We start from the raw sequence: 22129 nt of genomic DNA, 5'->3' as shown, positions 1-22129 counted from the left end.
ATGAACAGGTTTTCACTGCAAACCCGGCTATACAGCGGCAAAGATTCTTTGAATGTGCTGAAGCGCTTTACGAATAAGCACATCTGGGTTATCTGCGACGGGTTCCTGGCGCGTTCCGAACTGATTGAAACGCTGCGCGGGGCGCTTCCCGCGAGCAATCGCATTAGCGTGTTTAGTGAGGTCACACCCGATCCAACCATCGCGACGGTCGCGCAGGGGATCGCGCAAATGCACTCCCTGGCACCTGATGTGGTTATTGGTTTTGGCGGTGGTTCGGCACTCGACGCCGCGAAAGCCATCGTCTGGTTCAGCCGCCAGTTTGGTATCGAAATTGAAACCTGCGTGGCAATCCCTACCACCAGCGGTACGGGTTCAGAAGTTACCAGCGCTTGTGTGATAAGCGATCCCGAAAAAGGGATTAAATATCCGTTATTCAATAACGATCTTTACCCCGACATGGCCATTCTCGACCCTATGCTGGTGGTCAGCGTTCCTCCAGCAATCACAGCCAATACGGGGCTGGATGTTCTGACTCACGCGCTGGAGGCTTACGTCTCTTCACGGGCCTGTGATTTCACGGATGCACTTGCGGAAAAAGCCGGACAGATCGTTTTCGAGTATCTACCTGTCGCCGTCCATAAGGGCGATTGTGTGGCAACCCGCAGTAAATTGCATAATGCCTCGACCATGGCCGGGATGGCCTTTAGTCAGGCAGGGCTCGGGCTTAATCACGCCATCGCCCATCAACTGGGCGGTCAGTTTCATCTGCCTCACGGCCTGGCAAATGCGCTTCTGCTGACGCCGGTCATTCGCTTTAATGCGTGCGACCCACGTGCGGAAAAACGTTATGCCCGATTCGCCAAAGCCTGCCATCTTTGCTCACAAGATGCGAATGAAACCGCCAGCGTAAACGCACTCATCCAGCACATTGAACAACTCAAAAAAGCGTGCGCTATCCCCACGCTTTACGACGCACTTAAAGAGCAGAGACAACGCTGGTCGCAACATATTCCGGCAATGGTTCAGGCAACCCTCGCGGACGTCACGCTGAAGACGAATCCGCGCACCGCGGATGCGAATACCATCAAGGAACTGCTTGAGGAGTTGTTATGAACAGAGCCCTGAATACAACCCCCCCTGATTTGGACGCGCAAACTATTCGCGAGGCTGTTCGCAATGCGGGCGTCGTGGGTGCCGGAGGAGCGGGTTTTCCGGCCCATATCAAATTGCAGGCGCAGATAGAGACCTTTCTGGTCAATGCCGCCGAGTGCGAACCCATGCTGAAAGTTGACCAGCAACTGATGGTTCAACAATCTGCCCGGCTGATCCGTGGCGTCCAGTATGCCATGATGGCAACGGGTGCGCGCGAAGGCATTATTGCGCTCAAAGAGAAATATCAACCTGCTATCAATGCGTTAACCCCGCTTTTACCCGGCAATATCCGCTTGCATATCCTGCCAGATGTCTACCCGGCAGGTGACGAGGTGTTAACAATTTGGCTGGCAACGGGCCGCCGTGTTCCCCCCGCTGCCCTTCCCGTCAGTGTGGGCGTGGTGGTCAATAACGTCCAGACAGTGCTGAATATCGCCAGAGCCGTTGAGCAAAATTATCCGGTGACACGCCGGACATTAACGGTGAACGGCGCAGTGGCGAAACCGCTCACGTTAAGCGTGCCCGTTGGCATCTCTCTGCGGGAAGTGCTGGCACTGGCTGGCGGAGCAACCGTCGATGAGCCCGGTTTTATCAACGGTGGCCCGATGATGGGAAGCCTTATCGCGTCGCTGGATACCCCGGTAACAAAAACCACTGGCGGCCTGCTGGTACTGCCGAAATCGCATCCATTGATTCAACGGCGCATGCAGGATGAACGCACCGTGCTGTCCGTGGCGAGAACCGTTTGCGAACAGTGTCGTCTGTGTACAGACCTCTGCCCGCGACACCTTATCGGTCACGAATTGTCACCGCATCTGCTGGTTCGGGCCGTCAATTTTCAGCAAACCGCAACACCGCAATTGTTACTCAGCGCGCTGACCTGCTCCGAATGCAATGTCTGCGAAAGCGTAGCATGCCCGGTGGGGATATCCCCGATGCGTATTAACCGCATGCTGAAACGCGAACTGCGCGCGCAAAACCAGCGCTATGCCGGGCCGCTGAATCCTGCTGATGAGATGGCAAAGTACCGGCTGGTACCTGTGAAACGATTGATCGCCAAACTGGGCCTCACTCCGTGGTATCACGATGCGCCACTCTCTGACGCTGAGTTCAGTACCAAGACCACCACGCTGCTGCTGCGACAGCACATTGGCATGAGTGCGGTTCCTTGCGTACAAAAAGGCGACCACGTTGTCCGGGGTCAGCGTGTTGCTGACATTCCACAAGGTGCGTTAGGTGCGCCTGTCCACGCCAGTATTGACGGTCTTGTCACGGATGTGACCGATCAGGCCATCACCGTTGTGAGAGGATAACCATGTCTCAGGCTATAGGTATTTTAGAACTCACCAGTATCGCGAAAGGAATGGAAACCGGCGATGCGATGCTAAAAAGCGCCGGTGTGGATCTGCTGGTCAGCAAAACGATTTGCCCGGGCAAATTTCTGTTGATGATCGGCGGAGATGTCGGCGCGGTGCAGCAGGCCATTGAAACAGGGGCTTCACTTGCCGGTGAAATGCTGGTCGATAGTCTGGTTTTACCCAATATTCATGCCAGCGTATTGCCCGCCATTAGCGGACTTAACAGCGTTGATAAGCGTCAGGCCGTTGGGATCGTAGAAACATGGAGCGTGGCCGCCTGTATCAGCGCCGCCGATCGCGCGGTCAAAGCGTCAAACATCACATTAGTGCGTGTGCATATGGCATTTGGCATCGGCGGGAAATGCTACATGGTCGTCGCCGGAGAAGTTTCTGATGTCAACAATGCCGTCACGGTTGCCAGTGAAAGCGCAGGGGAAAAAGGGTTACTGGTCTATCGCTCCGTGATCCCCCGCCCTCATGAGGCGATGTGGCGCCAGATGGTGGAGGGATAATGGATAAACAAGCCACGACGGATCGCATGATCCAGGAATATGTGCCGGGGAAACAAGTCACGCTGGCGCATCTTATTGCCAATCCTGGCAAAGAGTTATTCAAAAAACTGGGATTACAGGATGCGGTTACCGCCATTGGTATTCTGACAATCACACCGAGCGAAGCGTCGATTATTGCCTGCGATATCGCGACGAAATCAGGGGCGGTAGAAATTGGTTTTCTCGACCGCTTCACGGGCGCGGTCGTGCTGACGGGCGACGTGTCGGCAGTCGAGTATGCGCTCAACCAGGTCACACGCACGCTGGGGGAGATGATGCGGTTTACCGCCTGCCCCATTACGCGGACATAACACCATGAAAAGAATGATGTTAATTGGCCCCAGCCAGTGCGGTAAAACATCGCTTACGCAGGCAATGCAGGGGGAAGCACTTCACTATCAAAAAACGCAGGCAATCGTCTGGTCGACTAACGCGATTGATACCCCTGGTGAATATCTGGAGAACCGACGGCTGTACAGTGCGTTACTGGCCAGCTCCTGCGAGGCAGATGTCATTGCGTTGGTACTCAATTCGGATGCCCTCTGGTCACCGTTCTCACCGGGATTCACCGGGCCGATGAGTCGCCCGGTGATCGGGCTGGTAACCAAAGCCGATTTAGCAACCTCAACGCGCATTTCAGCCGTTGCGCAGTGGCTGGAACAGGCAGGAGCGGAAAAGGTATTCATCACCAGTTCACTCGCAAAATCCGGGCTGGATGAGGTATTGACCTATCTGAATGAAAAGGAACTCACATGTCTTACAAAGTAATGGCGATCAACGCAGGAAGCTCATCCCTCAAGTTTCAACTGCTTTCAATGCCACAGGGAGAGCAGATCTGCCAGGGGCTGATAGAGCGCATCGGAATGGCCGACGGGAAGGTCACTTTCAGGGCGCAGGGGCAGAAATGGCAGGATACTCTACCCATAGCAGACCACCGAGAAGCGGTGGCGCTACTGCTGGAAAAGCTGCTCGGTCACAATATTATCCGTAGCATCAACGAGATTGAGGGTATCGGCCATCGCGTGGCGCACGGCGGAGAGTCATTTAAAGATTCAGTGCTTGTCACGGATGAAACGCTGGCGGAGATTGAGCGCATTTCTGATCTGGCTCCCTTGCATAATCCTGTCAACGTCGTGGGCATTAACGTGTTTCGCCAGTTGCTGCCCAACGCGCCTGCGGTCGCCGTGTTTGATACGGCCTTTCACCAGACGCTGGAGGCAGCCGCCTATATCTACCCTCTTCCCTGGCGCTATTACGCAGAACTGGGGATTCGACGCTACGGTTTTCATGGTACCAGCCATAAGTACGTCAGCAGCACCCTGGCGGAGAAACTGGGTGTTCCTCTGAGCGCATTACGGATTGTCAGTTGCCATCTGGGCAACGGCAGTAGCGTTTGTGCGATTCAGGGGGGAAAATCCGTCAATACATCAATGGGTTTCACACCGCAATCCGGCGTGATGATGGGAACGCGAAGCGGTGATATCGATCCGTCTATTCTGCCCTGGCTCGCCCTGCGTGAAGGTCAAACGCCTCAGCAACTCAACCATCTGCTTAACAACGAATCAGGGCTGTTAGGCGTCTCTGGCGTATCGCACGATTGTCGCGATGTCGAAAACGCGGCCGCCGCAGGCAACCCGCGAGCCAAACTGGCGCTAACGCTGTTTACCGAGCGTATTCGTGCCACTATCGGAAGCTATATTATGCAGATGGGAGGTCTGGATGCCCTTGTCTTTACAGGGGGGATCGGCGAAAACGGCGCTGACATCCGGCAGGCGATTTGCCATAACCTTCACTTCCTGGGGCTATCCATTGACGATGAGAAAAACCAGCGAAATGCAACCTTCATTCAGGCTGAAAATGCTCTCGTCAAAGTGGCCGTCATTAACACCAACGAGGAGTTGATGATTGCCAAAGATGTGATGCGTATTGCTTTAACAAACACGCGGGAGACCTGCCTTAGTGCCTGATAAGAAAAAAGGCGATATGCGGTGGCCGCAAAAACAGTGCTGGTGATGATTGAAGGCGGGGTGAGGTAGCATTCAGGTGGCGTTTCCGCCACCTGATGGGAAATTACTCAGCTTTCGGCTCAGCAACTTTCTGTTCGCCCATCGCTTTCAACTTTTTAGAGATGTCGCGACGTTCTTTAGAAATTTCAGCATTTTTGATGATGTAGTCATCAACACGATCTTCATAATCGCTCTTCATGCTGGCGATAATGCCCTGAATCGCTTCAACGCTCATGCCAGGTTTGATGTAGTCGCTAAGGTTGTCCAGCAGCAGTACGCGTTTCTGGTTGTCACGGATCTTTTTCTCAACGTCCTGAATTTCACGCTGCAGTTTGTTTTTACGGCGGAACAGACGAACAAACTCCAGTACATCCTGAAATGAAGGCTTAGTTGTTTCCATTTTTACACCCCTGATATTTGAGACTCGGATTCGTAAATACAACGGCTATAAGACTATATATACGTATAGGCGCTGCTAATGACAATGGTTTTTACCTGTCCCTCATCATAACCCTAAACGCGGCTGAATCGAAACAACCCGAGGCCAAAGGTGTTGCATTCGTCGCTTATTTACGCAGCGCCCGACAGATAAGCAGCGATAATAGCTCAAGCTGACGCGCCAGCTCCATGCTTAGCCAGACATAACCGTGCATCGGCGTCTCTGCCAGGTTCTCGCTCTGGTGCTCGCGTATCAGTTGCCGCAGTTCAGCGACGATATCATTCAGCTTTTCCGTATTGGCCTTCACCGGCTGCGGATTTCCCTCATACAACGCATGGGCGATGGTCAGCAGCGTTTGCTGTGTCATCTGCTGGGTCTCCCGAAGTGTATGAGCGTTGAGCATCAAAAAGTGGCTTTCACGGGAGGCCCAGTGGGCGTTGATTTGCAGTTCGAGGATACACACGAGGTTGCGGCTGACGGTCTGGATGGCTTCGAAAATGCTCTTATGAATATGCGTCTCTTTGCTGGCGGGGGTAATCAGGCCACGCATTTTAACGACGTCGTTAAGCACCGATTGCAGGTGTTTTTCCAGATGCGGACGTTCGACCAGGTTTGGCGAGAACCCGGCCTGATACAGCCGGTTGAACTGGGTCACGAAGGTGGCCATCTGGATGCGCCAGTGAATAAATGCCCGCTGCGGCCAGACCCCGGTAAAGAGCATCGCCAGCAGCGAACCAAAAATAACATCACCGCTTCGCCACAGAGCGGTATTCATGTCGCCCGGCGGCGCTCCCACGACAACCCCCAGCGTAATACCGATCAACAACGCCTGATAAGGCTTTTTCCCCAGCGCCAGCCAGCCGCACAGGAACATCGCCCCGGCACACCAGAGAAGCATCAGCGGCAGGGAGATTAGCTCCAGCTTGAGGGCTATCAGGCCCAGCGCCGAACCGAGGATCGTCCCGCCGATACGCTGGAACGCGCGCGGCACCACGTTTCCCCAGAAAGAAATAGGCCCCATAATCACCACCAGAGTGATCAACGGCCATGACCCTTCCGGAATGTTGAAGATGCGCACGACCAGGAAGGCCAGCACAAAGGCAAGGGCTATACGCGCACCATGCACCGCACGGTAGTTTCGGTATAGCCTTATTTCAAAAGGACTGAGAGATTTATCAGGACGCACACCGGCTCTCCGGCAAAACTAAAGAGCGCAATTGTACCTGCTTTTGCGCATCACGCATCACGGCTCGCCAAAAATCCACTGCCCTACCCCTTATTTCCCCGCGCGCTTATTATTTGCGTACCACCGAAATGTACATCTGGATATCCCAGTAACCATCCTGGTTGCCATCATTAAGGTAGATTTCAAAGCACGGGTTATCGCCCATCAGCCAGTCTCGGTCTTTGAACAGGGCCTCGAAAAACTGCAGCCAGGGCGTAGAGAAATCATGATTGACGACGCGCGCGCTGGCAATGGCATACTCGCCGCCTGCAATATGGGTAAGAATAACGCCTTCACTGTTCGGCGGGAGAGTGAAATCATCGGCCACCGTCACCACCGTGTTGCAGCGCAGCTTTTCAGGCGGCACTTCATCGGGATTATCAAAATAGACCGCAACCCACTCCTTCGCCGGGATAGCCTGGCCATCTACCCACATCATGAGTTGCTCGAAACCTTGTTTAACGGTTTCTTCCCATGGGCCAACCATGTGAAAACCGGCAACGGTACGTGCTGGAACGTGTTCGATACTGTAATGCATAGATCCCCCTGAGATAGAAATGACTGTATATAAATACAGTAAAAATATAGCAGTGCCACACGTGTTAGTATGTGCACTGCTTCACGTTATCGCGAGGATTTGCCGGATGGCTCTGGCGCTTATCCGGCAGGGAGGATCGTTATGCTTTGTGGTGGAAATAGTCACTTAGACGCGAGAACATCCCGCCTTTCTTCACGCTTTCCAGCGTGACCAGCGGCCAGTGGGCGACAATTTTATCGCGGTCATAAAGCTGAATTTCGCCTACGCGTTGATGCGCGGCGATAGGGGCTTCCAGCTCTTTACCATCAAGGACGTATTTCGCTTTGATGTTAGGAATTTCAGTCTTCGGCAGCGCCAGCCAGAAATCCTGATCGGTACCGAGATTAATGGTCTCTTTATCGCCGTACCAGATCCGCTCGGTGCCCACTTTCTTACCATTTTGCAAAACCTGCACCGTATCAAAGTTCTGCTGGCCCCAGTGCAGCAGCGTCCGCGCCTGATCTTCACGCCCTTTAGGACTATCTGCGCCCATCACCACCGCGATCAGACGGCGTTTACCGTCAACGGCGGAAGCTATCAGGTTAAAACCTGCGCCTGAAGTATGCCCAGTTTTCAGGCCATCGACGTTCATGGTTTTATCCCATAACAGGCCGTTCCGGTTCTGCTGGGTGATACCGTTCCACGTCAGGCTCTTTTCGCTGTACATATGATAGAAGTCAGGTTCACCGTGAATAATCGCCCGCGACAGCACCGCGAGATCGTAAGCAGAACTGTGCTGCCCCGGCGCATCAAGGCCGTGTACGGTTTCAAAATGGGTATCGCGCAGCTTCAGGGTTTCCACATAGTGGTTCATCATGGCGACAAACTGCGGCTGACCACCGGCGATATAATCCGCCAGCGCGACGCAGGCGTCGTTCCCGGAATCGACAATCAGACCACGGCTCAAATCGTGCACGCTGACGCGGTCGCCCTCTTTGAGGAACATCAGTGAAGACCCATCAAACACCGGGTTGCCTTTCGCCCAGGCGTCGCGCCCGACGGTTACGATGTCGTCAGGCGTAATGCGATGGCTGTCAATAGCGCGATCAACGACATAACCAGTCATCAGCTTGGTCAGGCTCGCCGGGTTGCGTTGTTGGTGTTCATTCCCGGCAGTCAAAATTTGTCCGGTGGTATAGTCCATTAAAACCCAGGAACCCGCCTGAATGGCGGGCGGCGTAATGGGAGGAATCGCGCTGTCAGTGGCAAAGGCGCAAGAAATACTCGAAGCGAGCAAAGATACAGCAATAAAGAAACGGGCTTTCAACAGCAAATCCTCAGCAATTACAAAATCGTCGTCCTTTTTACGGAACTTCCCACTTTCATACAGCCATTAATTGCAAGAAAATATGACACAGCCTGAACCGGCCTCGAAAAACCGCCCTTCTGATGGCTCTGTAAATCGTTTACCATGGTCTTAATTCGCCCGCTCGCTTATCAGGGATTACGTTAAGACCATGCAAGAACCTGCCAATACCCCCGGATTCCTCTTCCACGATTACGAAACCTTCGGCACCAGCCCGTCGCTGGATCGCCCGGCGCAGTTTGCTGCTATTCGTACCGATAACGACTTTACTATCGTGGGAGACCCCGAGGTCTTTTACTGTAAACCGGCGGACGACTACCTGCCGCAGCCGGAAGCGGTGCTCATCACCGGCATTACGCCGCAGGAAGCGCGTACCAAAGGCGATAATGAAGCCGCGTTTGCACGCCGCATCCACGACCTGTTTACCGTGCCGCATACCTGCGTGGTGGGCTATAACAATGTGCGCTTCGATGATGAAGTCACGCGCAATATCTTTTATCGCAACTTTTACGATCCCTATGCCTGGAGCTGGCAAAATCATAATTCGCGCTGGGATCTGCTTGATGTCATGCGCGCCTGCTATGCCCTGCGCCCGGAGGGGATCAACTGGCCGGAAAATGAAGACGGACTGCCGAGTTTCCGCCTCGAGCATCTGACCAAAGCCAACGGCATTGAACACAGCAACGCCCACGACGCCATGGCCGACGTTTATGCCACCATCGCGATGGCAAAGCTGGTAAAAACGCAGCAACCGAAGCTGTTTGATTACCTCTACGCTTACCGCGGTAAACAAAAACTGACCACTCTGATTGATGTGCCGCAGATGAAACCGCTGGTGCATGTGTCGGGGATGTTTGGCGCATGGCGGGGCAACACGAGCTGGATTGCCCCGCTGGCCTGGCATCCCGATAACCGTAACGCGGTTATCATGGTGGATTTGGCGGGCGATATTACGCCACTGCTGGATCTGGATGCCGACACGCTGCGCACACGCCTCTATACGCCAAAAGCAGAACTGGGCGATATGTCGCCTGTACCGGTAAAACTGGTGCACCTCAATAAATGCCCGGTGCTTGCCGTCGCGAATACCCTGCGCCCGGAAGATGCCGAACGGCTGGGGATCAACCGCCAGCACTGTCTGGATAATCTTAAAGCGCTGCGCGAAAACCCGCAGGTACGCGAAAAAGTGGTGGCGATCTTTGCCGAGGCTGAACCGTTTGTACCATCGGAAAACGTCGATGCGCAGCTCTACAATGGCTTCTTCAGCGACGCCGATCGGGCGGCAATGAAGATTGTGCTGGAAACGGAACCGCGCAATTTGCCCGCCCTGGATCTCACCTTCGCCGATGGGCGCATTGAGAAACTGCTGTTTAACTACCGGGCGCGCAATTTCCCGGGCTCACTGGATGAACAGGAACAGCGGCGCTGGTTAGAACATCGTCGCGATGTCTTCACGCCAGAGTTTTTACAGGGGTATATGCAGCAACTTGAATCGCTGTACGCGGAATATGAAGGGAACACTGAGAAACTGGCGTTGCTGAAAGCGCTTTATCAGTATGCGCAGGAGATTGTTTAACGCCCACCGCCCCGGTTCCGGGGCGGTTTGCTGTATGGCCTCTTAAGCTCGGGCTCTTTTCTGATTTTGCCTCCTCCAGAATAAAAGCACTTCATCCATCCAGGTGAATTGACTCATCATACTTAGGTCGAAAATTATTCATGGAATAGAATAATGACCCTCTATCAGATAAAACCCGCTTTTCAGCGTCTCTTACGTCCGCTGATGTTTTGGCTGCATCAACATCAGATTACGCCCAATCACATCACACTCTCTGCAATGGCGCTTTCGTTTATCGCTGGCGGGATACTGGCGCTGTTTCCTCAACCGGGTTACTTTGCGCTGCTGCCCGTCGTGCTGTTCGTCCGCATGGCGCTCAATGCCCTGGATGGCATGCTTGCGCGCGAGTGCAATCAAAAAACCTCTCTCGGGGCCATTCTGAATGAAACGGGCGATGTGCTCTGCGATATTGCACTCTATTTACCCTTCATGCTTCTCCCCGGCAGTAACGCTACTCTGGTTTTATTCATGTTGCTTTGCATGCTGATGACAGAATTCTGTGGAGTGTTGGCGCAAACCATCACAGGCACCCGTAGTTATGGCGGGCCGCTTGGCAAAAGCGACAGAGCGCTGATATTCGGCGCGTGGGGGCTCGCGTTGGCATACCGGCCCTCGTTAGTGCAATGGAACAATGCATTGTGGGGCGCTGTGACGCTATTGCTGCTTTGGACCGTCGCGAACCGTTGCCGCAGTGCCGCACATCAGGGAGAGACATCATAATGTTGCTTGAAAAATCGCTGGCCGTCATTTTTCTACTGTTGCTGGTCGCGACATTCATCAATGGAGTACTGCGGCTGTTACGCCCAGGCAAAAACTGGAGAGAATTAACCCTGCGTATACGCACCTGGTGGGTCATTATTATCCTGTTCTCGCTAGCTCTACTCAGTCCCCACTGGCTGGCACTCACTTTCTTCGGGCTGGTGAGCTTTGTCGCACTTAAAGAGTTTCTGACCCTGGCGCCATTACGCCAATCCGATCGTATGCCATTGTTATGGATGTTTATTGCTATCCCCATCAACTACTGGCTGATAGGAATTGGCTGGTATGGCATGTTTACAATATTTATCCCCGTGTATGTTTTTCTGTTCTTACCCACACGGATGGTGATTGCTGGAGACACCCACAGCTTTTTGCGCACCGCATCTCAACTCCACTGGGGTCTGATGACCACGGTTTTTGCCTTTAGTCACGTCGCCTTTTTGCTCATTTTACCGGCGGATAATCAATCCACTGGCGCATTACTGGTACTTTTTCTGGTCGGTCTGACCGAGTTTAACGATATCGCGCAATATCTATGGGGGAAATCGCTGGGCCATATCAAAGTTACCCCAAGGGTCAGCCCCAACAAAACGCTGGCCGGTCTGTTGGGCGGAGTGGCAACCACAACTATCGCCGCAACGGTATTGGGGCCAATACTGACGCCGCTCTCCTCCCCTATGGCATTGGCCGCAGGTTTCATCATCGGCATAACCGGATTCTGCGGCGATGTGGTGATGTCGGCCATCAAACGCGATATCGGCGTGAAAGACAGCGGTACCCTACTGCCCGGGCATGGAGGCATCCTCGACAGACTGGATTCATTGCTCTTCACTGCGCCGGTATTCTTCCATTTCATTCGTTATTTTTATTACTAGCTATGCCGAAACGTATCCTTCATTTTCTGTTCTCACTTTGCATAGTCTGGCCCGTGATGTGGCTATGGTTAGGCCTGCGAATCAAGCACCGTGAAAAATTGCCCAAACGCGGCCCGGCAATTGTCGTCGCAAATCATAATAGCCACATGGACGTGTTCGCGCTGTTGTCTCTTTTCCCGCTGCGCCAGCAGGGCAACATTCATCCCGTTGCGGCCGCTGATTACTTCCTGCGTAACAAACAAATGGCGTGGTTTTCGCTTAACATCCTCAACATTATTCCCGTTTCACGTAAAGGTGGCGAATCCAACCCATTGGCGCTGTGTGAGCAAGCATTGCGCGCAGGCGAAACAGTCATTCTGTTTCCTGAAGGAACACGTGGCGAACCGGGAGTGATGTCGCCCCTGAAATCAGGCGTCTGGTATTTGAGTCAGGCCTTACCGGAAGTGCCAATCATTCCCATCTGGCTTCATGGAACTGACCAGGCAATGGCCAAAGGAAGCCTAATCCCCCTACCGTTGTTTATTGATGTCACAATCGGTGATGCGTTGCATTTTAATCAGGATAAAGAAGTGTCTATGAGCATGCTGAAGGAACAACTGCTTGCGCTGGAACAACAAACAACAGGGAGTCATTCTCATGATTAATACGCGGACGGCGGAAGAACGACAATTTTATACCGGCGATAACGTTGAGTTATTTTATCGCTACTGGCCTGCAATAGCAGGCGAAACAGTGCGAAAAATTATTGTGTTATTTCACCGCGGTCACGAACATTCAGGTCGATTGCAACATATCGTCGATGAACTGGCCATGCCGGACACGGCTTTTTATGCCTGGGATGCCAGAGGCCATGGCCGCTCACCTGGCCTGAGAGGTTTTAGTCCTTCATTGGCGCGTTCGGTACGGGATGTCGACGAGTTTGTCCGCTTCGTAGCACATGATAGCCAGGTGGCGCTGGAGGATATTGTTGTTGTGGCGCAAAGTGTTGGCGCGGTGCTGGCTGCAACCTGGGCCCATGATTATGCCCCAACAATACGCGGGCTGGTTCTGGCGTCTCCCGCTTTTAGGGTCAAACTGTATGTACCCTTCGCTCGCTCCGGGCTAACGTTGATGCACCGGCTACGTGGTCTCTTTTTTGTTAACTCTTATGTTAAGGGTAAGTATCTGACTCATGATCCAGACCGGGTGGCAAGTTTCAACCAGGATCCGCTGATTACCCGTCCGATTGCCGTCAATATCCTGCTCGACCTCTATAAAGCGGCTGAGCGCGTGGTCAGTGATGCCAGCGCAATTACTCTGCCTGTTCAGATACTTGTCTCAGGGGAAGATTACGTTGTGCATCGCCAGCCGCAACTTGATTTCTACCATAAGCTACGTAATCAAAATAAAGAACTGCATATCCTGAGCGGCTTTTATCACGATACGCTGGGAGAAAAAGATCGCCATTTGGCATTTGATAAAATGCGTGGATTCATTGATTCGCTTTATACCAACCCACCACAGCATTTTGACTACAGCGCTGAAGACCAACGCAGCCCGGGAGCCGACAACTGGCGCATATTGAGCGGAGGGCCAGAGCCCTATTCACTGGATGACTTTGCATACCGTGGCTTACGTTATGCCATGAAAATAGTGGGAACCCAATCCAGCGGCGTACGCCTGGGTTTTGAAACCGGATTTGATTCCGGTAGCACGCTCGATTATGTCTATCGTAATCAGCCACAGGGAAGCAGCAAGTTGGGGCGATTGATTGACAAGAACTACCTTAACAGCGTGGGCTGGAAAGGTATTCGCCAGCGTAAAGTTCACCTTCAGATGCTAATCAGGCAAGCGGTCGAACAACTGTCGGCACAAAACAAGCCAATACGGGTGGTAGATATTGCCGCAGGACATGGGCGTTATGTGCTTGATGCACTGGAGGACATCCCTGCGGCAACTGAAATTCTCTTGCGAGATTTTAGTGAATTAAACGTTTCAAAAGGCCAGGAGATGATCGCGAGCCGCGGTATGGCTGGCCGCGTGCGTTTTGAACAGGGCGACGCGTTTAATCACCAGCAATTGGCCGCCCTCACTCCGCGCCCGACGCTCGGTATCGTCTCCGGGTTATATGAACTTTTCCCTGAAAACGAAGGGATACGCCACTCACTTGCAGGAATGGCTGACGCCATCGAACCTGGCGGTATTTTGATCTATACCGGGCAGCCCTGGCATCCACAGTTAAAAACTATCGCCTGGTCGCTCACCAGTCATAAAGATGGCAAACCATGGATTATGCGTGTGCGTACACAAGGGGAGATGGATACGCTGGTTCGCGAGGCAGGTTTTGATAAATGCACCCAACTTATCGATGAATGGGGAATTTTTACCGTTTCTCTCGCGGTGCGGCGCACATCATGACCACCCGACGGGCGCGTTTCAGGCAGGGAACTGGCTGGCTTGTGGTACTGGCACCCTTTTTTTTCTTAACCTACGGACAGGTGAATCAGTTTACTGCCGGGCGGGGAAATATTGGCAGCCTGGTGTTTGACTGGGAACACGCTATTCCCTTCATACCGCTGACGATCATTCCGTACTGGAGTCTGGATCTCTTGTATGGCGTCTCGTTATTTGTCTGCTCATCATGCAAGGAACAGCGGCGGCTGGTGAGCCGGTTGCTGCTTGCGTCGCTTATCGCCTGCTCAGGTTTTCTGCTATTTCCGCTGCGGTTTACGTTTGTCCGCCCGGAGATAACCGGCGTTGCCGGCTGGTTATTCGCGCGGCTTGAACAATTTGATCTGCCCTATAACCAGTCCCCGTCGTTACACATCATTTTGTGCTGGTTGCTGTGGCGTCATTTCTCTCGCCATGTTACTCCGAGGTGGAAGCCGCTTAACACCGGCTGGTTTGTGCTGATCGCCGTGTCTGTTCTGACAACCTGGCAACATCACTTTATTGATGTAATCACAGGGCTGGCGGTAGGTCTGTTCATCGATTGGATGATTCCAGAGCAGGCTCCAGGGCCTGTGCAAATAGCACATGGCAAACGGCGGGGGCTGGCCCTACGCTATTTTAGCTCGATGTTATTGGTCATCCTCTGCGCAATGCTAATCAGCGCATGGTTTTGGTGGCCCGCCCTGGCGTTACTTGTTGTCACCCTGGCTTATGGCGCGCTCGGCGTTACCGCACTGCAGAAAAGTGCACAGGGAGCGATAACACCAGCCGCCTGGTGGTTATTAGCCCCCTGGAGGATGGGGATGATGATATCAATGCGCGTCTACACACGCACTTTGCCGTCAATCAGTCTGGTTGCAGATGGCGTATTTATTTCCGTTTACCCCCGAACAATACCGGTGCAGCGCGCGGTACTCGATCTTACCAGTGAGTTTTCCCGCTCCCGGGCGACCCGTGGCCTGGCTTATCGTTGCGTGCCAATGTTGGATTTGGTTAATCCGGATCTCTCTCAGCTTCACATGGCAGTGCTTGAGCTGGAACAGTTACGCAAGGAATATGGCAGCGTACTTGTGCATTGCGCGCTGGGCTTGTCACGCAGCGCGCTGGTAGCGGCAGCTTGGTTGATGCAAAGAAAGCCAGCGCTTACGCCACTACAAGCTATTACGCAGATCCAACGGGCTCGCCCGGAGGTTGTTTTCACCACCGAACACAGAGAGCTTCTGCAAATATGGGCAATAGAGAGACATAGTTAACCCCCGATACGTTTTTACAACGTAAACTCCTGCAACAGACCCTGGAAAGCTGGCGTTTTTTCATTTTCTATTCTCTGCCACCCATGACGTGGGCATTGTGTGCTACACCCTATCTTTTCGCGAAAGCGATCATCGTGTTGCTCGTTGGGCTTGTCTGGTTTGGATGCTGGCGACTCTGGCTGGATAGCCGCTATTTTCGCTGGATTGATGAAGAAAACAATCAGGCTGCGGGAGAGGCGCTCTGCTATATCTGGCATCGCGAGAGGCTGAGAGTGCTTACCTTTAGCGAGCGCCAGTCAGGGGCATTAAAGCAATACCGGTTGACGATGCGCCTGACCGGCATAATGTGGTTAATGTGGGTACTTACACTGCTAATGCGATAAAACACGCCCCGCAAATTGCGGGGCGCATTTTATCAGGCTTTCTGCACCGTAATACTCCAGGCTGCATCACCCGCCTGCTGAAAGTCGGTGACGATATGCCCCTCTTCCGCCGCCCACTGAGGAATGGCTTCCGTCGCCTGAGTACAGTCGAACTCAATGACGAGTTGATCTCCACTGGCCATTTCTGCCATTGCCGCTTTCGCTTCAATCAGCGGGAACGGGCACACCTGAGTGACCACATCGAGTTTTTTTACCGTCATACTATTACTCCCATTATGCCGTAGCGGCTTTCAGTTTTGCTTTACGCTGCGGACGCACATATAACATCCAGGACGCAGACCACACACCGAGGATCATAAAGACCAGTCCAACCCAGCCCTGCCAGGTCATCATCGCCGTCATCACCAGGCCATTACCAATAGAGCAACCGCCCGCAATGCTGGCGCCAAAGCCCATCAACACGCCGCCGGAGGCGCTGCGCAATGTGGTGCTGGCATCGGCTGCGCGGACGCGGAACTCACGACTGCCTTTAGCGGCGATAAAGGAACCGAGGAAGATCCCCAGTACCAGGAATACGCCCCAGTTAACATATTTGCTTTCGCCAGAAACGAGAAATTGCAGAATATTGGCGGTCGGTGAGGTAATGCCTAAACCGAACATACGCCCGGTGGCTTCGCTCAGCGGCCACGCCAGCAGCGCAATCAGACCAATCAGCACTGCGGTAACGAACGGGTGCCAGCGCTTTTCAAATAGCAGATGCGCCAGACCGGTACGCCGCGGCGGCAGTGAGGCCACTTTGAGCTTAGGCTTACGCAACTCTTTACTGACCAGCCAAACGGTGGCCACCAGCAGCACAGCAATCAGCGGCCATACGGAAATATTGAAGGTTTCCGCGATGCCGTTGTGCGCGGTGGTATGTTGGCCGAGAAACGCATTCAGCCCGGCCGCATGCGGCGAGCGCATCACCGCACTCATCACCATATAAGTGACCAGCGCAATCCAGCTACCAATCAGCCCTTCTCCGGCGCGATACCATGTCCCGGTGGCGCAACCGCCCGCATAGACAATACCAATACCAAAAACAAAACCACCGATAATGGTGCCAAGCCATGGGAACGCCCCTGCGTCGTACTGCACCAGCCCGGTTTGAATCAGGGCAAACACGCCAAGGCTTTGAACCGAAATGGCAATCAGTAAGGCATAAAACATGCGATTGTTTTTCGCGATATACATATCGCGAAAACCGCCGGTCAGGCAGAAGCGACCACGCTGCATCACAAACCCCAACAGCGCCCCGCAAATTATTCCGCTTACCATCATCTGCAACATAAAAATTAATCAACCTGGGAAATATCAATGGGTAAATTATTCCAGCCACTCCGGCCAGGAACCAATAACCAAAAACTCTATGTTATTCCGTTTGGTTATTTATTCGTTGTTTTTAAAACCCACACGAAATTAAGACATAAAAAAAACCGGAGGCATTTGGCCTCCGGTTTTCAGCGTAACGAAATGAATTACGCGATATCTTCGTACTGCGGAACCGGGTTACGGAAACGCTTAGTCACACACGCCAGATAAATCAGGCCGATGGTGCCCCAGATAAGACCCAGGATCATGGAGCTCTGCTCCAGGTTGACCCACAGCGCACCAACGGTCAGCGCGCCACAGCTTGGCAGCACCAGGTAGTTGATATGATCTTTCAGCGTTTTGTTGCGCTTTTCGCGGATCCAGAACTGCGAAATCACGGAAAGGTTAACAAAGGTGAACGCCACCAGCGCACCAAAGTTAATCAGCGCGGTTGCGGTAACCAGGTCGAATTTAATCGCCAGCAGCGCAATTGCACCAACCAGCAGAACGTTGAACGCCGGAGTACGCCATTTCGGGTGAATGTAACCGAAGAAGCTGTTCGGGAATACACCATCACGCCCCATCACATACATCAGACGTGAAACGCCCGCATGTGCTGCCATACCGGAAGCCAAAACGGTCACGCTGGAGAAGATCAGTACGCCCCACTGGAAGGTTTTACCTGCCACATACAGCATGATTTCAGGCTGAGAAGCGTCGGGATCTTTGAAGCGCGAGATGTCCGGGAAGTACAACTGCAGGAAGTAAGATGCACAAATGAACACCATACCGCCAATCAGCGCCGTCAGGAAAATCGCACGCGGGATCACGCGCTCAGCGTCTTTGGTCTCTTCAGAAAGCGAAGAGATGCCGTCGAAGCCGAGGAATGAGAAGCACAGAATCGTCGCACCGGTAATCATCGGTACCACATGTGCGCCCTCAGACCAGAATGGACGAGTGCTGGTCAACGTACCGGCGCCTTCACCGTGCATGACGCCATAGATGATAAGGCCAACGATCACCGCCACAATCCCCATCTGTAGTACCACGATCAGGGTATTGAAGTTCGCTACGGCTTTAATGCTACGCAGGTTGGAGACGGTCATAAAACCAACCAGCGCAACGACAAAGATCCACGACGGAACTGACGGCATCAGTGCTTCAAAGTAAATTTTCGCCAGCAGAATGTTGATCATCGGCATGAACAGATAGTCGAGCAGCGATGACCAGCCCACCATAAAGCCAACAACCGGGCTGATGGATTTCTGAGCGTAGGTATATGCAGAGCCTGCAGACGGGAAACGGCGAACCAGTTTACCGTAGCTCAGCGCTGTAAAAAGAATCGCGATCAGCGCAAAGGCATAAGCCGTTGCAACGTGACCGTCGGTAAGGCCTGATACGATACCGAACGTATCGAACAGCGTCATTGGCTGCATATAGGCAAGGCCCATCATGACAACCGGAATCAACGTAAGCGTTTTACGTAATTCCACGCGAGAGGTGTTTGGAGTAGCGTTATGCGACATGGTTATTCTCCTTACGGGTGAAAACCGTCGCAAAAACAAAAAATTGCCCCATTTTTTTGATTTCCTCAGCGACAACAACTGTCGTTTTTTAAGTAAGTATCTATCCGGTACGAAGCCCGGCCTCTTTTATTGAATGAGTTGTTTGATGCAAAAAAATAACCGACGCGTATTAAAACGTCGGTTAGTATCATTTTTTGCAAGCGGCATATTTTGCATCAAATTGACATAAAAATACAAGAGAATGTGAAGGCGATCGTTAAACTTCTCCATCTAACTGATTGATTATTCAACTGTGGTCGAATTATAGACCGCAGCTATAGCACTATTTGCTAAAACCGCATCTCGCCACCAGGCACTTGCGAGCCCGGCGGTCTGTTCATTCCAGCCAATCCAGACCGATTCGAAAGCGATATGGGCGTCGACGGATTTTTCAACCAGCGCCCCACTGTCGAGGTAGCGCTGCGCCAGATAGCGCGGAATATACCCGCAGCCCAACCCACTAATTTGTAATTCAAGTTTTGTTTTAAAATCAAAAACCGTAATGGCTTGCTGATCGTCAAGAAGTTGCTGAAATGTCGCACATTCCGGGGCCGTATTGTCACCGACAACAATAGCCCGAAAGCGTTTTATGGTACGCCGTGCTAACGGTTCCGGCATTTGCGCCAGTGGATGGTGAGCCGCCACGACAAAAACCTGCTCCAGCCGACCAAGCGGTGTAAAGCCAAAACCACTTAACAGCGGAGGGTCGCGAAGCGCGCCAACGATAATATCGGCTTTGCCCTGGGCCAGCGCCTGCCAGGAGCCGCCCAGTACACCATTAATAAATTTCAGCCGGGTAACGCTGTGATGGTGGTAAAAAGTTTCTATCAGCGGCGCTAATAAAGAGAAAGGGAAGGTATCATCGACGCCGATCACCAGCTCATTTTCCCAGCCCTCATGCAGCTTAATGGCTTGCTGTTCCAGCTCACGCACCGTGTGTAGCACCTCCCTCCCCTTTTCCAGCAGCATCTGTCCGGTACGGGTAAACGTTGCCCGGTGGCCGCTGCGATCGAGAAGTTGAATATTGAGGTCGCTTTCCAGCTTATGAACGGTGTAGCTGAGGGCTGACGGCGTTTTGTAGAGCTTTGCCGACGCCGCGGCAAAGCTCCCTTCTTTATCTAATGCATCAAGAATAATCAGCACATCCAGCAAAGGCTTCATCGTCGTCCCCTTGCATCAGGCTGAACGCCAAGGATGTATTACTCCATCGGCATTAACAGCGGATCAGGATGCTGGTACTCAAAACCCAGCTCATGGCAAATACGGTTGCCATCAATAATTTTGCCCGTGCCGCTGCCCGCATGTTGCGAAAACACCGGCGTCTCCAGACCCAGCTCCCGCGCCATTTGCGGGTAGAAAATTTCACGAGCCGGATGAAGGGGCGCACATATATTATAGATATGTCCGCCCCTGGGAGCCTGCAATAACAGCGTAATGGCGGAAATCACGTCATCCAGATGCACCAGATTCACACCATGCTGGCCGTCCGGCGCTGATTTTCCGGCAAAGAAACGCCCCGGATGACGCCCGGGGCCCACTAGTCCCGCCAGACGCAGGATGTCGACGGACGTGCCCGGCAAATGATGCAGCCAGTCTTCCAGCTCTTTCAGCACTTTCCCGCTGGACGTCACCGGTTCACGCGGGGCGTTCTCTTTCAACGTTCCCTGCGCGTTGCCATATACCGAAGTCGAGCTGGTAAAAATGATGCGCGGTATATGATGCACGAGAGCCGTATCGACAATCTCCTGCACCGCCTGCAGGTAAAAATCCTCACCCTCGCCGCTACGACGTGCCGGTAAGGTAATGACCAGCGCGTCAACATTCATTAAAGCATCTAAATCTTCGGCTTCACACACCAGTTGGGGTTCAAGGCGTAGCGGGTAGCCGTCAACCCCACACATCCGCGCCGCCTCCACCCCATCCTGCGTCGTTTTGCTGCCGGTGACCTGCCAGCCGCGCGCCGTCAGCGCCAACGCCAGTGGCATTCCTAACCAACCTAATCCGACAATCGCGACCTTCTTCATGCCTGCTCTCCTGGTTTCTGGCTATCCTTCTGCTATAAGGCTACGCCAGCCCGCGGAAACTGACAATTTATAGTGTGAATATGAAATGATTTAAAGTTTGAAAAAACCCCTTGCCTTCAAGGGCAAAAGTGGGCTAGGTTAAAAGACATCAAGTGAATACTCATTCAACGAGAAATTTATTATGTGCGTTCAATTTAAACACCACCATCATCACCATCATCCTGACTAGTCTTTCAGGCGATGTGTGCTGGGAGACATTTAGATCTTCCAGTGGTGCATGAACGCAAGAGAGCCCCCGGAAGATTTCTTCCGGGGGCTTTTTTTTGGACAAAATTCAGCACGGTAAGAGGAAATCAGAATGTTAGATAACAGCCGTTTACGCATAGCTATGCAGAAATCAGGTCGCCTGAGCGATGATTCACGTGAATTACTCGCCCGTTGCGGCATCAAGATCAATCTCCACACCCAGCGCCTGATTGCGATGGCGGAGAACATGCCCATCGATATTCTGCGCGTGCGTGACGACGATATTCCGGGGCTGATTATGGATGGCGTGGTCGACCTCGGCATCATCGGTGAAAACGTCCTGGAAGAGGAACTGTTGAGCCGCCGCGCACAGGGCGAAGATCCGCGCTACTTCACTCTGCGTCGTCTGGACTTCGGCGGCTGCCGCCTGTCGCTGGCCACCGCCGTGGATGAAGCCTGGGACGGCCCGGCCGGTCTGGACGGCAAACGCATCGCCACCTCTTATCCACACCTGCTCAAGCGTTACCTCGACCAGAAAGGCATCGCCTTTAAATCCTGTCTGCTGAACGGTTCCGTAGAAGTCGCCCCGCGTGCTGGCCTCGCCGATGCCATTTGCGACCTGGTCTCTACCGGCGCGACGCTTGAAGCGAACGGCCTGCGTGAAGTGGAAGTGATTTATCGCTCCAAAGCGTGCCTGATCCAGCGCGACGGCGAGATGAGCGACGCCAAACAGCAGTTGATTGATCGCCTGCTGACTCGTATTCAGGGCGTCATTCAGGCGCGTGAATCGAAATACATCATGATGCACGCGCCAACTGAACGTCTGGACGAAGTGATCGCCCTGCTGCCGGGCGCTGAGCGCCCCACTATTCTGCCGCTGGCGGGCGACCAACAGCGCGTGGCGATGCACATGGTCAGCAGCGAAACCCTGTTCTGGGAAACCATGGAAAAACTGAAAGCGCTGGGCGCCAGCTCGATTCTGGTGCTACCGATTGAGAAGATGATGGAGTAACGA

At 53.1% G+C, this 22129-nt stretch carries 24 protein-coding genes, 1 pseudogene and 1 other annotated feature; of the genes and pseudogenes, 15 read left to right on the top strand and 10 right to left on the bottom strand.

The window, feature by feature from the left end:
• Genes VSR74_RS15530 through VSR74_RS15505 form a run of 6 tightly spaced genes read left to right on the top strand, consistent with a single transcriptional unit; the run spans position 1 to position 5028 of the window.
• Positions 1-1113, top strand: a complete 1113-nt coding sequence (locus tag VSR74_RS15530) for a 1-propanol dehydrogenase PduQ (RefSeq protein WP_347795548.1) — start codon at positions 1-3, stop codon at positions 1111-1113.
• Complete coding sequence (locus VSR74_RS15525; RefSeq protein WP_347795547.1) at positions 1110-2465, top strand: 4Fe-4S dicluster domain-containing protein; 1356 nt, start codon at positions 1110-1112, stop codon at positions 2463-2465. The genes VSR74_RS15530 and VSR74_RS15525 overlap by 4 nt, the downstream gene beginning before the upstream one ends.
• Positions 2466-2467: 2 nt before the next feature.
• Entirely contained in the window at positions 2468-3022 is a 555-nt protein-coding gene (gene pduT / locus VSR74_RS15520; RefSeq protein ID WP_347795546.1) for a propanediol utilization microcompartment protein PduT, read from the top strand.
• A complete protein-coding gene (gene pduU / locus VSR74_RS15515; protein ID WP_347795545.1) occupies positions 3022-3372 on the top strand; it encodes a propanediol utilization microcompartment protein PduU in 351 nt (116 codons plus the stop codon). Before pduT ends, pduU begins: the two co-directional genes overlap by 1 nt.
• Before the next feature lie 4 nt (positions 3373-3376).
• On the top strand, positions 3377-3829 hold the full coding sequence (gene pduV / locus VSR74_RS15510) for a propanediol utilization protein PduV (RefSeq protein ID WP_347795544.1): 453 nt from the start codon (positions 3377-3379) through the stop codon (positions 3827-3829).
• Positions 3814-5028: an acetate/propionate family kinase gene (locus VSR74_RS15505; RefSeq protein ID WP_347795543.1), complete on the top strand. Its 1215-nt coding sequence runs from the start codon at positions 3814-3816 to the stop codon at positions 5026-5028. Before pduV ends, VSR74_RS15505 begins: the two co-directional genes overlap by 16 nt.
• A gap of 103 nt (positions 5029-5131) precedes the next feature.
• On the opposite strand, the gene VSR74_RS15500 is transcribed toward VSR74_RS15505, so the two are convergent.
• The 4 genes from VSR74_RS15500 to dacD all read right to left on the bottom strand — a co-directional run bounded on the left by VSR74_RS15500 (position 5132) and on the right by dacD (position 8575).
• Positions 5132-5467 carry a DUF496 family protein gene (locus VSR74_RS15500; protein ID WP_015963878.1) on the bottom strand — a complete coding sequence of 112 codons (336 nt, stop codon included), beginning with the start codon at positions 5465-5467 and terminating at the stop codon, positions 5132-5134.
• A gap of 166 nt (positions 5468-5633) precedes the next feature.
• On the bottom strand, positions 5634-6692 hold the full coding sequence (locus VSR74_RS15495; protein WP_347795542.1) for an FUSC family protein: 1059 nt from the start codon (positions 6690-6692) through the stop codon (positions 5634-5636).
• 109 nt (positions 6693-6801) lie between these two features.
• Positions 6802-7269 (bottom strand): DNA gyrase inhibitor SbmC, encoded by a 468-nt coding sequence (gene sbmC / locus VSR74_RS15490; protein WP_347795541.1) that lies wholly within the window; start codon positions 7267-7269, stop codon positions 6802-6804.
• A gap of 139 nt (positions 7270-7408) precedes the next feature.
• Positions 7409-8575: a serine-type D-Ala-D-Ala carboxypeptidase DacD gene (gene dacD, locus VSR74_RS15485; protein ID WP_347795540.1), complete on the bottom strand. Its 1167-nt coding sequence runs from the start codon at positions 8573-8575 to the stop codon at positions 7409-7411.
• Positions 8576-8765: 190 nt separating this feature from the next.
• Between dacD and sbcB the strand changes: the two genes are divergently transcribed.
• From sbcB to VSR74_RS15450, 7 genes are all read left to right on the top strand, one after another.
• Positions 8766-10190: an exodeoxyribonuclease I gene (gene sbcB, locus VSR74_RS15480; protein WP_347795539.1), complete on the top strand. Its 1425-nt coding sequence runs from the start codon at positions 8766-8768 to the stop codon at positions 10188-10190.
• Positions 10191-10343: 153 nt separating this feature from the next.
• The gene (locus VSR74_RS15475; RefSeq protein WP_347795538.1) at positions 10344-10949 is read left to right on the top strand and encodes a CDP-alcohol phosphatidyltransferase family protein; all 606 of its coding nucleotides are present in this window, start codon (positions 10344-10346) and stop codon (positions 10947-10949) included.
• Entirely contained in the window at positions 10949-11863 is a 915-nt protein-coding gene (locus VSR74_RS15470) for a phosphatidate cytidylyltransferase (RefSeq protein ID WP_347795537.1), read from the top strand. The genes VSR74_RS15475 and VSR74_RS15470 overlap by 1 nt, the downstream gene beginning before the upstream one ends.
• 2 nt (positions 11864-11865) lie before the next feature.
• Positions 11866-12507, top strand: a complete 642-nt coding sequence (locus VSR74_RS15465; RefSeq protein ID WP_347795536.1) for a lysophospholipid acyltransferase family protein — start codon at positions 11866-11868, stop codon at positions 12505-12507.
• Positions 12500-14260, top strand: a complete 1761-nt coding sequence (locus VSR74_RS15460; protein ID WP_347795535.1) for a bifunctional alpha/beta hydrolase/class I SAM-dependent methyltransferase — start codon at positions 12500-12502, stop codon at positions 14258-14260. The genes VSR74_RS15465 and VSR74_RS15460 overlap by 8 nt, the downstream gene beginning before the upstream one ends.
• Entirely contained in the window at positions 14257-15546 is a 1290-nt protein-coding gene (locus tag VSR74_RS15455) for a phosphatase PAP2/dual specificity phosphatase family protein (RefSeq protein WP_347795534.1), read from the top strand. Before VSR74_RS15460 ends, VSR74_RS15455 begins: the two co-directional genes overlap by 4 nt.
• Positions 15547-15680: 134 nt before the next feature.
• On the top strand, positions 15681-15929 hold the full coding sequence (locus tag VSR74_RS15450; protein WP_347795533.1) for a hypothetical protein: 249 nt from the start codon (positions 15681-15683) through the stop codon (positions 15927-15929).
• Between the two features lie 32 nt (positions 15930-15961).
• Here the strand turns inward: VSR74_RS15450 and tsuB are convergent, their stop codons facing one another.
• The 6 genes and pseudogenes from tsuB to VSR74_RS15425 form a co-directional block, all read right to left on the bottom strand.
• Positions 15962-16189, bottom strand: a complete 228-nt coding sequence (gene tsuB / locus VSR74_RS15445) for a thiosulfate utilization sulfurtransferase TsuB/YeeD (RefSeq protein WP_108475163.1) — start codon at positions 16187-16189, stop codon at positions 15962-15964.
• A gap of 13 nt (positions 16190-16202) precedes the next feature.
• Complete coding sequence (tsuA, locus tag VSR74_RS15440; RefSeq protein WP_347795532.1) at positions 16203-17258, bottom strand: thiosulfate utilization transporter TsuA/YeeE; 1056 nt, start codon at positions 17256-17258, stop codon at positions 16203-16205.
• Between the two features lie 188 nt (positions 17259-17446).
• Positions 17447-18805: an APC family permease gene (locus tag VSR74_RS15435; protein ID WP_347795531.1), complete on the bottom strand. Its 1359-nt coding sequence runs from the start codon at positions 18803-18805 to the stop codon at positions 17447-17449.
• Positions 18795-18857, bottom strand: coding sequence for a membrane protein YoeI (gene yoeI, locus VSR74_RS23255; RefSeq protein ID WP_108475379.1), 63 nt, complete (start codon positions 18855-18857; stop codon positions 18795-18797). The genes VSR74_RS15435 and yoeI overlap by 11 nt, the downstream gene beginning before the upstream one ends.
• A 163-nt stretch (positions 18858-19020) precedes the next feature.
• Positions 19021-20005, bottom strand: a pseudogene (locus VSR74_RS15430) (LysR substrate-binding domain-containing protein).
• A 38-nt stretch (positions 20006-20043) separates the two neighbouring features.
• On the bottom strand, positions 20044-20868 hold the full coding sequence (locus tag VSR74_RS15425) for an SDR family oxidoreductase (RefSeq protein ID WP_347795529.1): 825 nt from the start codon (positions 20866-20868) through the stop codon (positions 20044-20046).
• A 178-nt stretch (positions 20869-21046) separates the two neighbouring features.
• Between VSR74_RS15425 and hisL the strand changes: the two genes are divergently transcribed.
• Both hisL and hisG read left to right on the top strand, forming a co-directional pair.
• Positions 21047-21097: a his operon leader peptide gene (gene hisL / locus VSR74_RS15420; protein ID WP_113857321.1), complete on the top strand. Its 51-nt coding sequence runs from the start codon at positions 21047-21049 to the stop codon at positions 21095-21097.
• Positions 21073-21193 (top strand) — a sequence feature (His leader region). Its footprint overlaps the gene before it by 25 nt.
• A 33-nt stretch (positions 21194-21226) precedes the next feature.
• Complete coding sequence (gene hisG, locus VSR74_RS15415) at positions 21227-22126, top strand: ATP phosphoribosyltransferase (RefSeq protein ID WP_347795528.1); 900 nt, start codon at positions 21227-21229, stop codon at positions 22124-22126.
• The last annotated feature ends 3 nt before the right edge of the window (positions 22127-22129 follow it).

The organism is Pseudocitrobacter cyperus, assembly GCF_039889165.1.
In the GTDB taxonomy this organism is placed as follows: Bacteria; Pseudomonadota; Gammaproteobacteria; order Enterobacterales; family Enterobacteriaceae; genus Pseudocitrobacter; species Pseudocitrobacter cyperus.
Note: the sequence above shows the minus strand (reverse complement) of the source record. Positions and strands in the feature narration are given on the sequence as shown.

Excerpts from the sequence above, each read along its gene's own strand:
- VSR74_RS15530 (WP_347795548.1), top strand. The coding sequence starts at position 1 with ATGAACAGGTTTTCACTGCAAACCCGGCTATACAGCGGCAAAGATTCT.
- VSR74_RS15525 (WP_347795547.1), top strand. The coding sequence starts at position 1,110 with ATGAACAGAGCCCTGAATACAACCCCCCCTGATTTGGACGCGCAAACT.
- pduT (WP_347795546.1), top strand. The coding sequence starts at position 2,468 with ATGTCTCAGGCTATAGGTATTTTAGAACTCACCAGTATCGCGAAAGGA.
- pduU (WP_347795545.1), top strand. The coding sequence starts at position 3,022 with ATGGATAAACAAGCCACGACGGATCGCATGATCCAGGAATATGTGCCG.
- pduV (WP_347795544.1), top strand. The coding sequence starts at position 3,377 with ATGAAAAGAATGATGTTAATTGGCCCCAGCCAGTGCGGTAAAACATCG.
- VSR74_RS15505 (WP_347795543.1), top strand. The coding sequence starts at position 3,814 with ATGTCTTACAAAGTAATGGCGATCAACGCAGGAAGCTCATCCCTCAAG.
- VSR74_RS15500 (WP_015963878.1), bottom strand. The coding sequence starts at position 5,467 with ATGGAAACAACTAAGCCTTCATTTCAGGATGTACTGGAGTTTGTTCGT.
- sbmC (WP_347795541.1), bottom strand. The coding sequence starts at position 7,269 with ATGCATTACAGTATCGAACACGTTCCAGCACGTACCGTTGCCGGTTTT.
- sbcB (WP_347795539.1), top strand. The coding sequence starts at position 8,766 with ATGCAAGAACCTGCCAATACCCCCGGATTCCTCTTCCACGATTACGAA.
- VSR74_RS15475 (WP_347795538.1), top strand. The coding sequence starts at position 10,344 with ATGACCCTCTATCAGATAAAACCCGCTTTTCAGCGTCTCTTACGTCCG.
- VSR74_RS15470 (WP_347795537.1), top strand. The coding sequence starts at position 10,949 with ATGTTGCTTGAAAAATCGCTGGCCGTCATTTTTCTACTGTTGCTGGTC.
- VSR74_RS15465 (WP_347795536.1), top strand. The coding sequence starts at position 11,866 with ATGCCGAAACGTATCCTTCATTTTCTGTTCTCACTTTGCATAGTCTGG.
- VSR74_RS15460 (WP_347795535.1), top strand. The coding sequence starts at position 12,500 with ATGATTAATACGCGGACGGCGGAAGAACGACAATTTTATACCGGCGAT.
- VSR74_RS15455 (WP_347795534.1), top strand. The coding sequence starts at position 14,257 with ATGACCACCCGACGGGCGCGTTTCAGGCAGGGAACTGGCTGGCTTGTG.
- tsuB (WP_108475163.1), bottom strand. The coding sequence starts at position 16,189 with ATGACGGTAAAAAAACTCGATGTGGTCACTCAGGTGTGCCCGTTCCCG.
- tsuA (WP_347795532.1), bottom strand. The coding sequence starts at position 17,258 with ATGTTGCAGATGATGGTAAGCGGAATAATTTGCGGGGCGCTGTTGGGG.
- VSR74_RS15435 (WP_347795531.1), bottom strand. The coding sequence starts at position 18,805 with ATGTCGCATAACGCTACTCCAAACACCTCTCGCGTGGAATTACGTAAA.
- VSR74_RS15425 (WP_347795529.1), bottom strand. The coding sequence starts at position 20,868 with ATGAAGAAGGTCGCGATTGTCGGATTAGGTTGGTTAGGAATGCCACTG.
- hisG (WP_347795528.1), top strand. The coding sequence starts at position 21,227 with ATGTTAGATAACAGCCGTTTACGCATAGCTATGCAGAAATCAGGTCGC.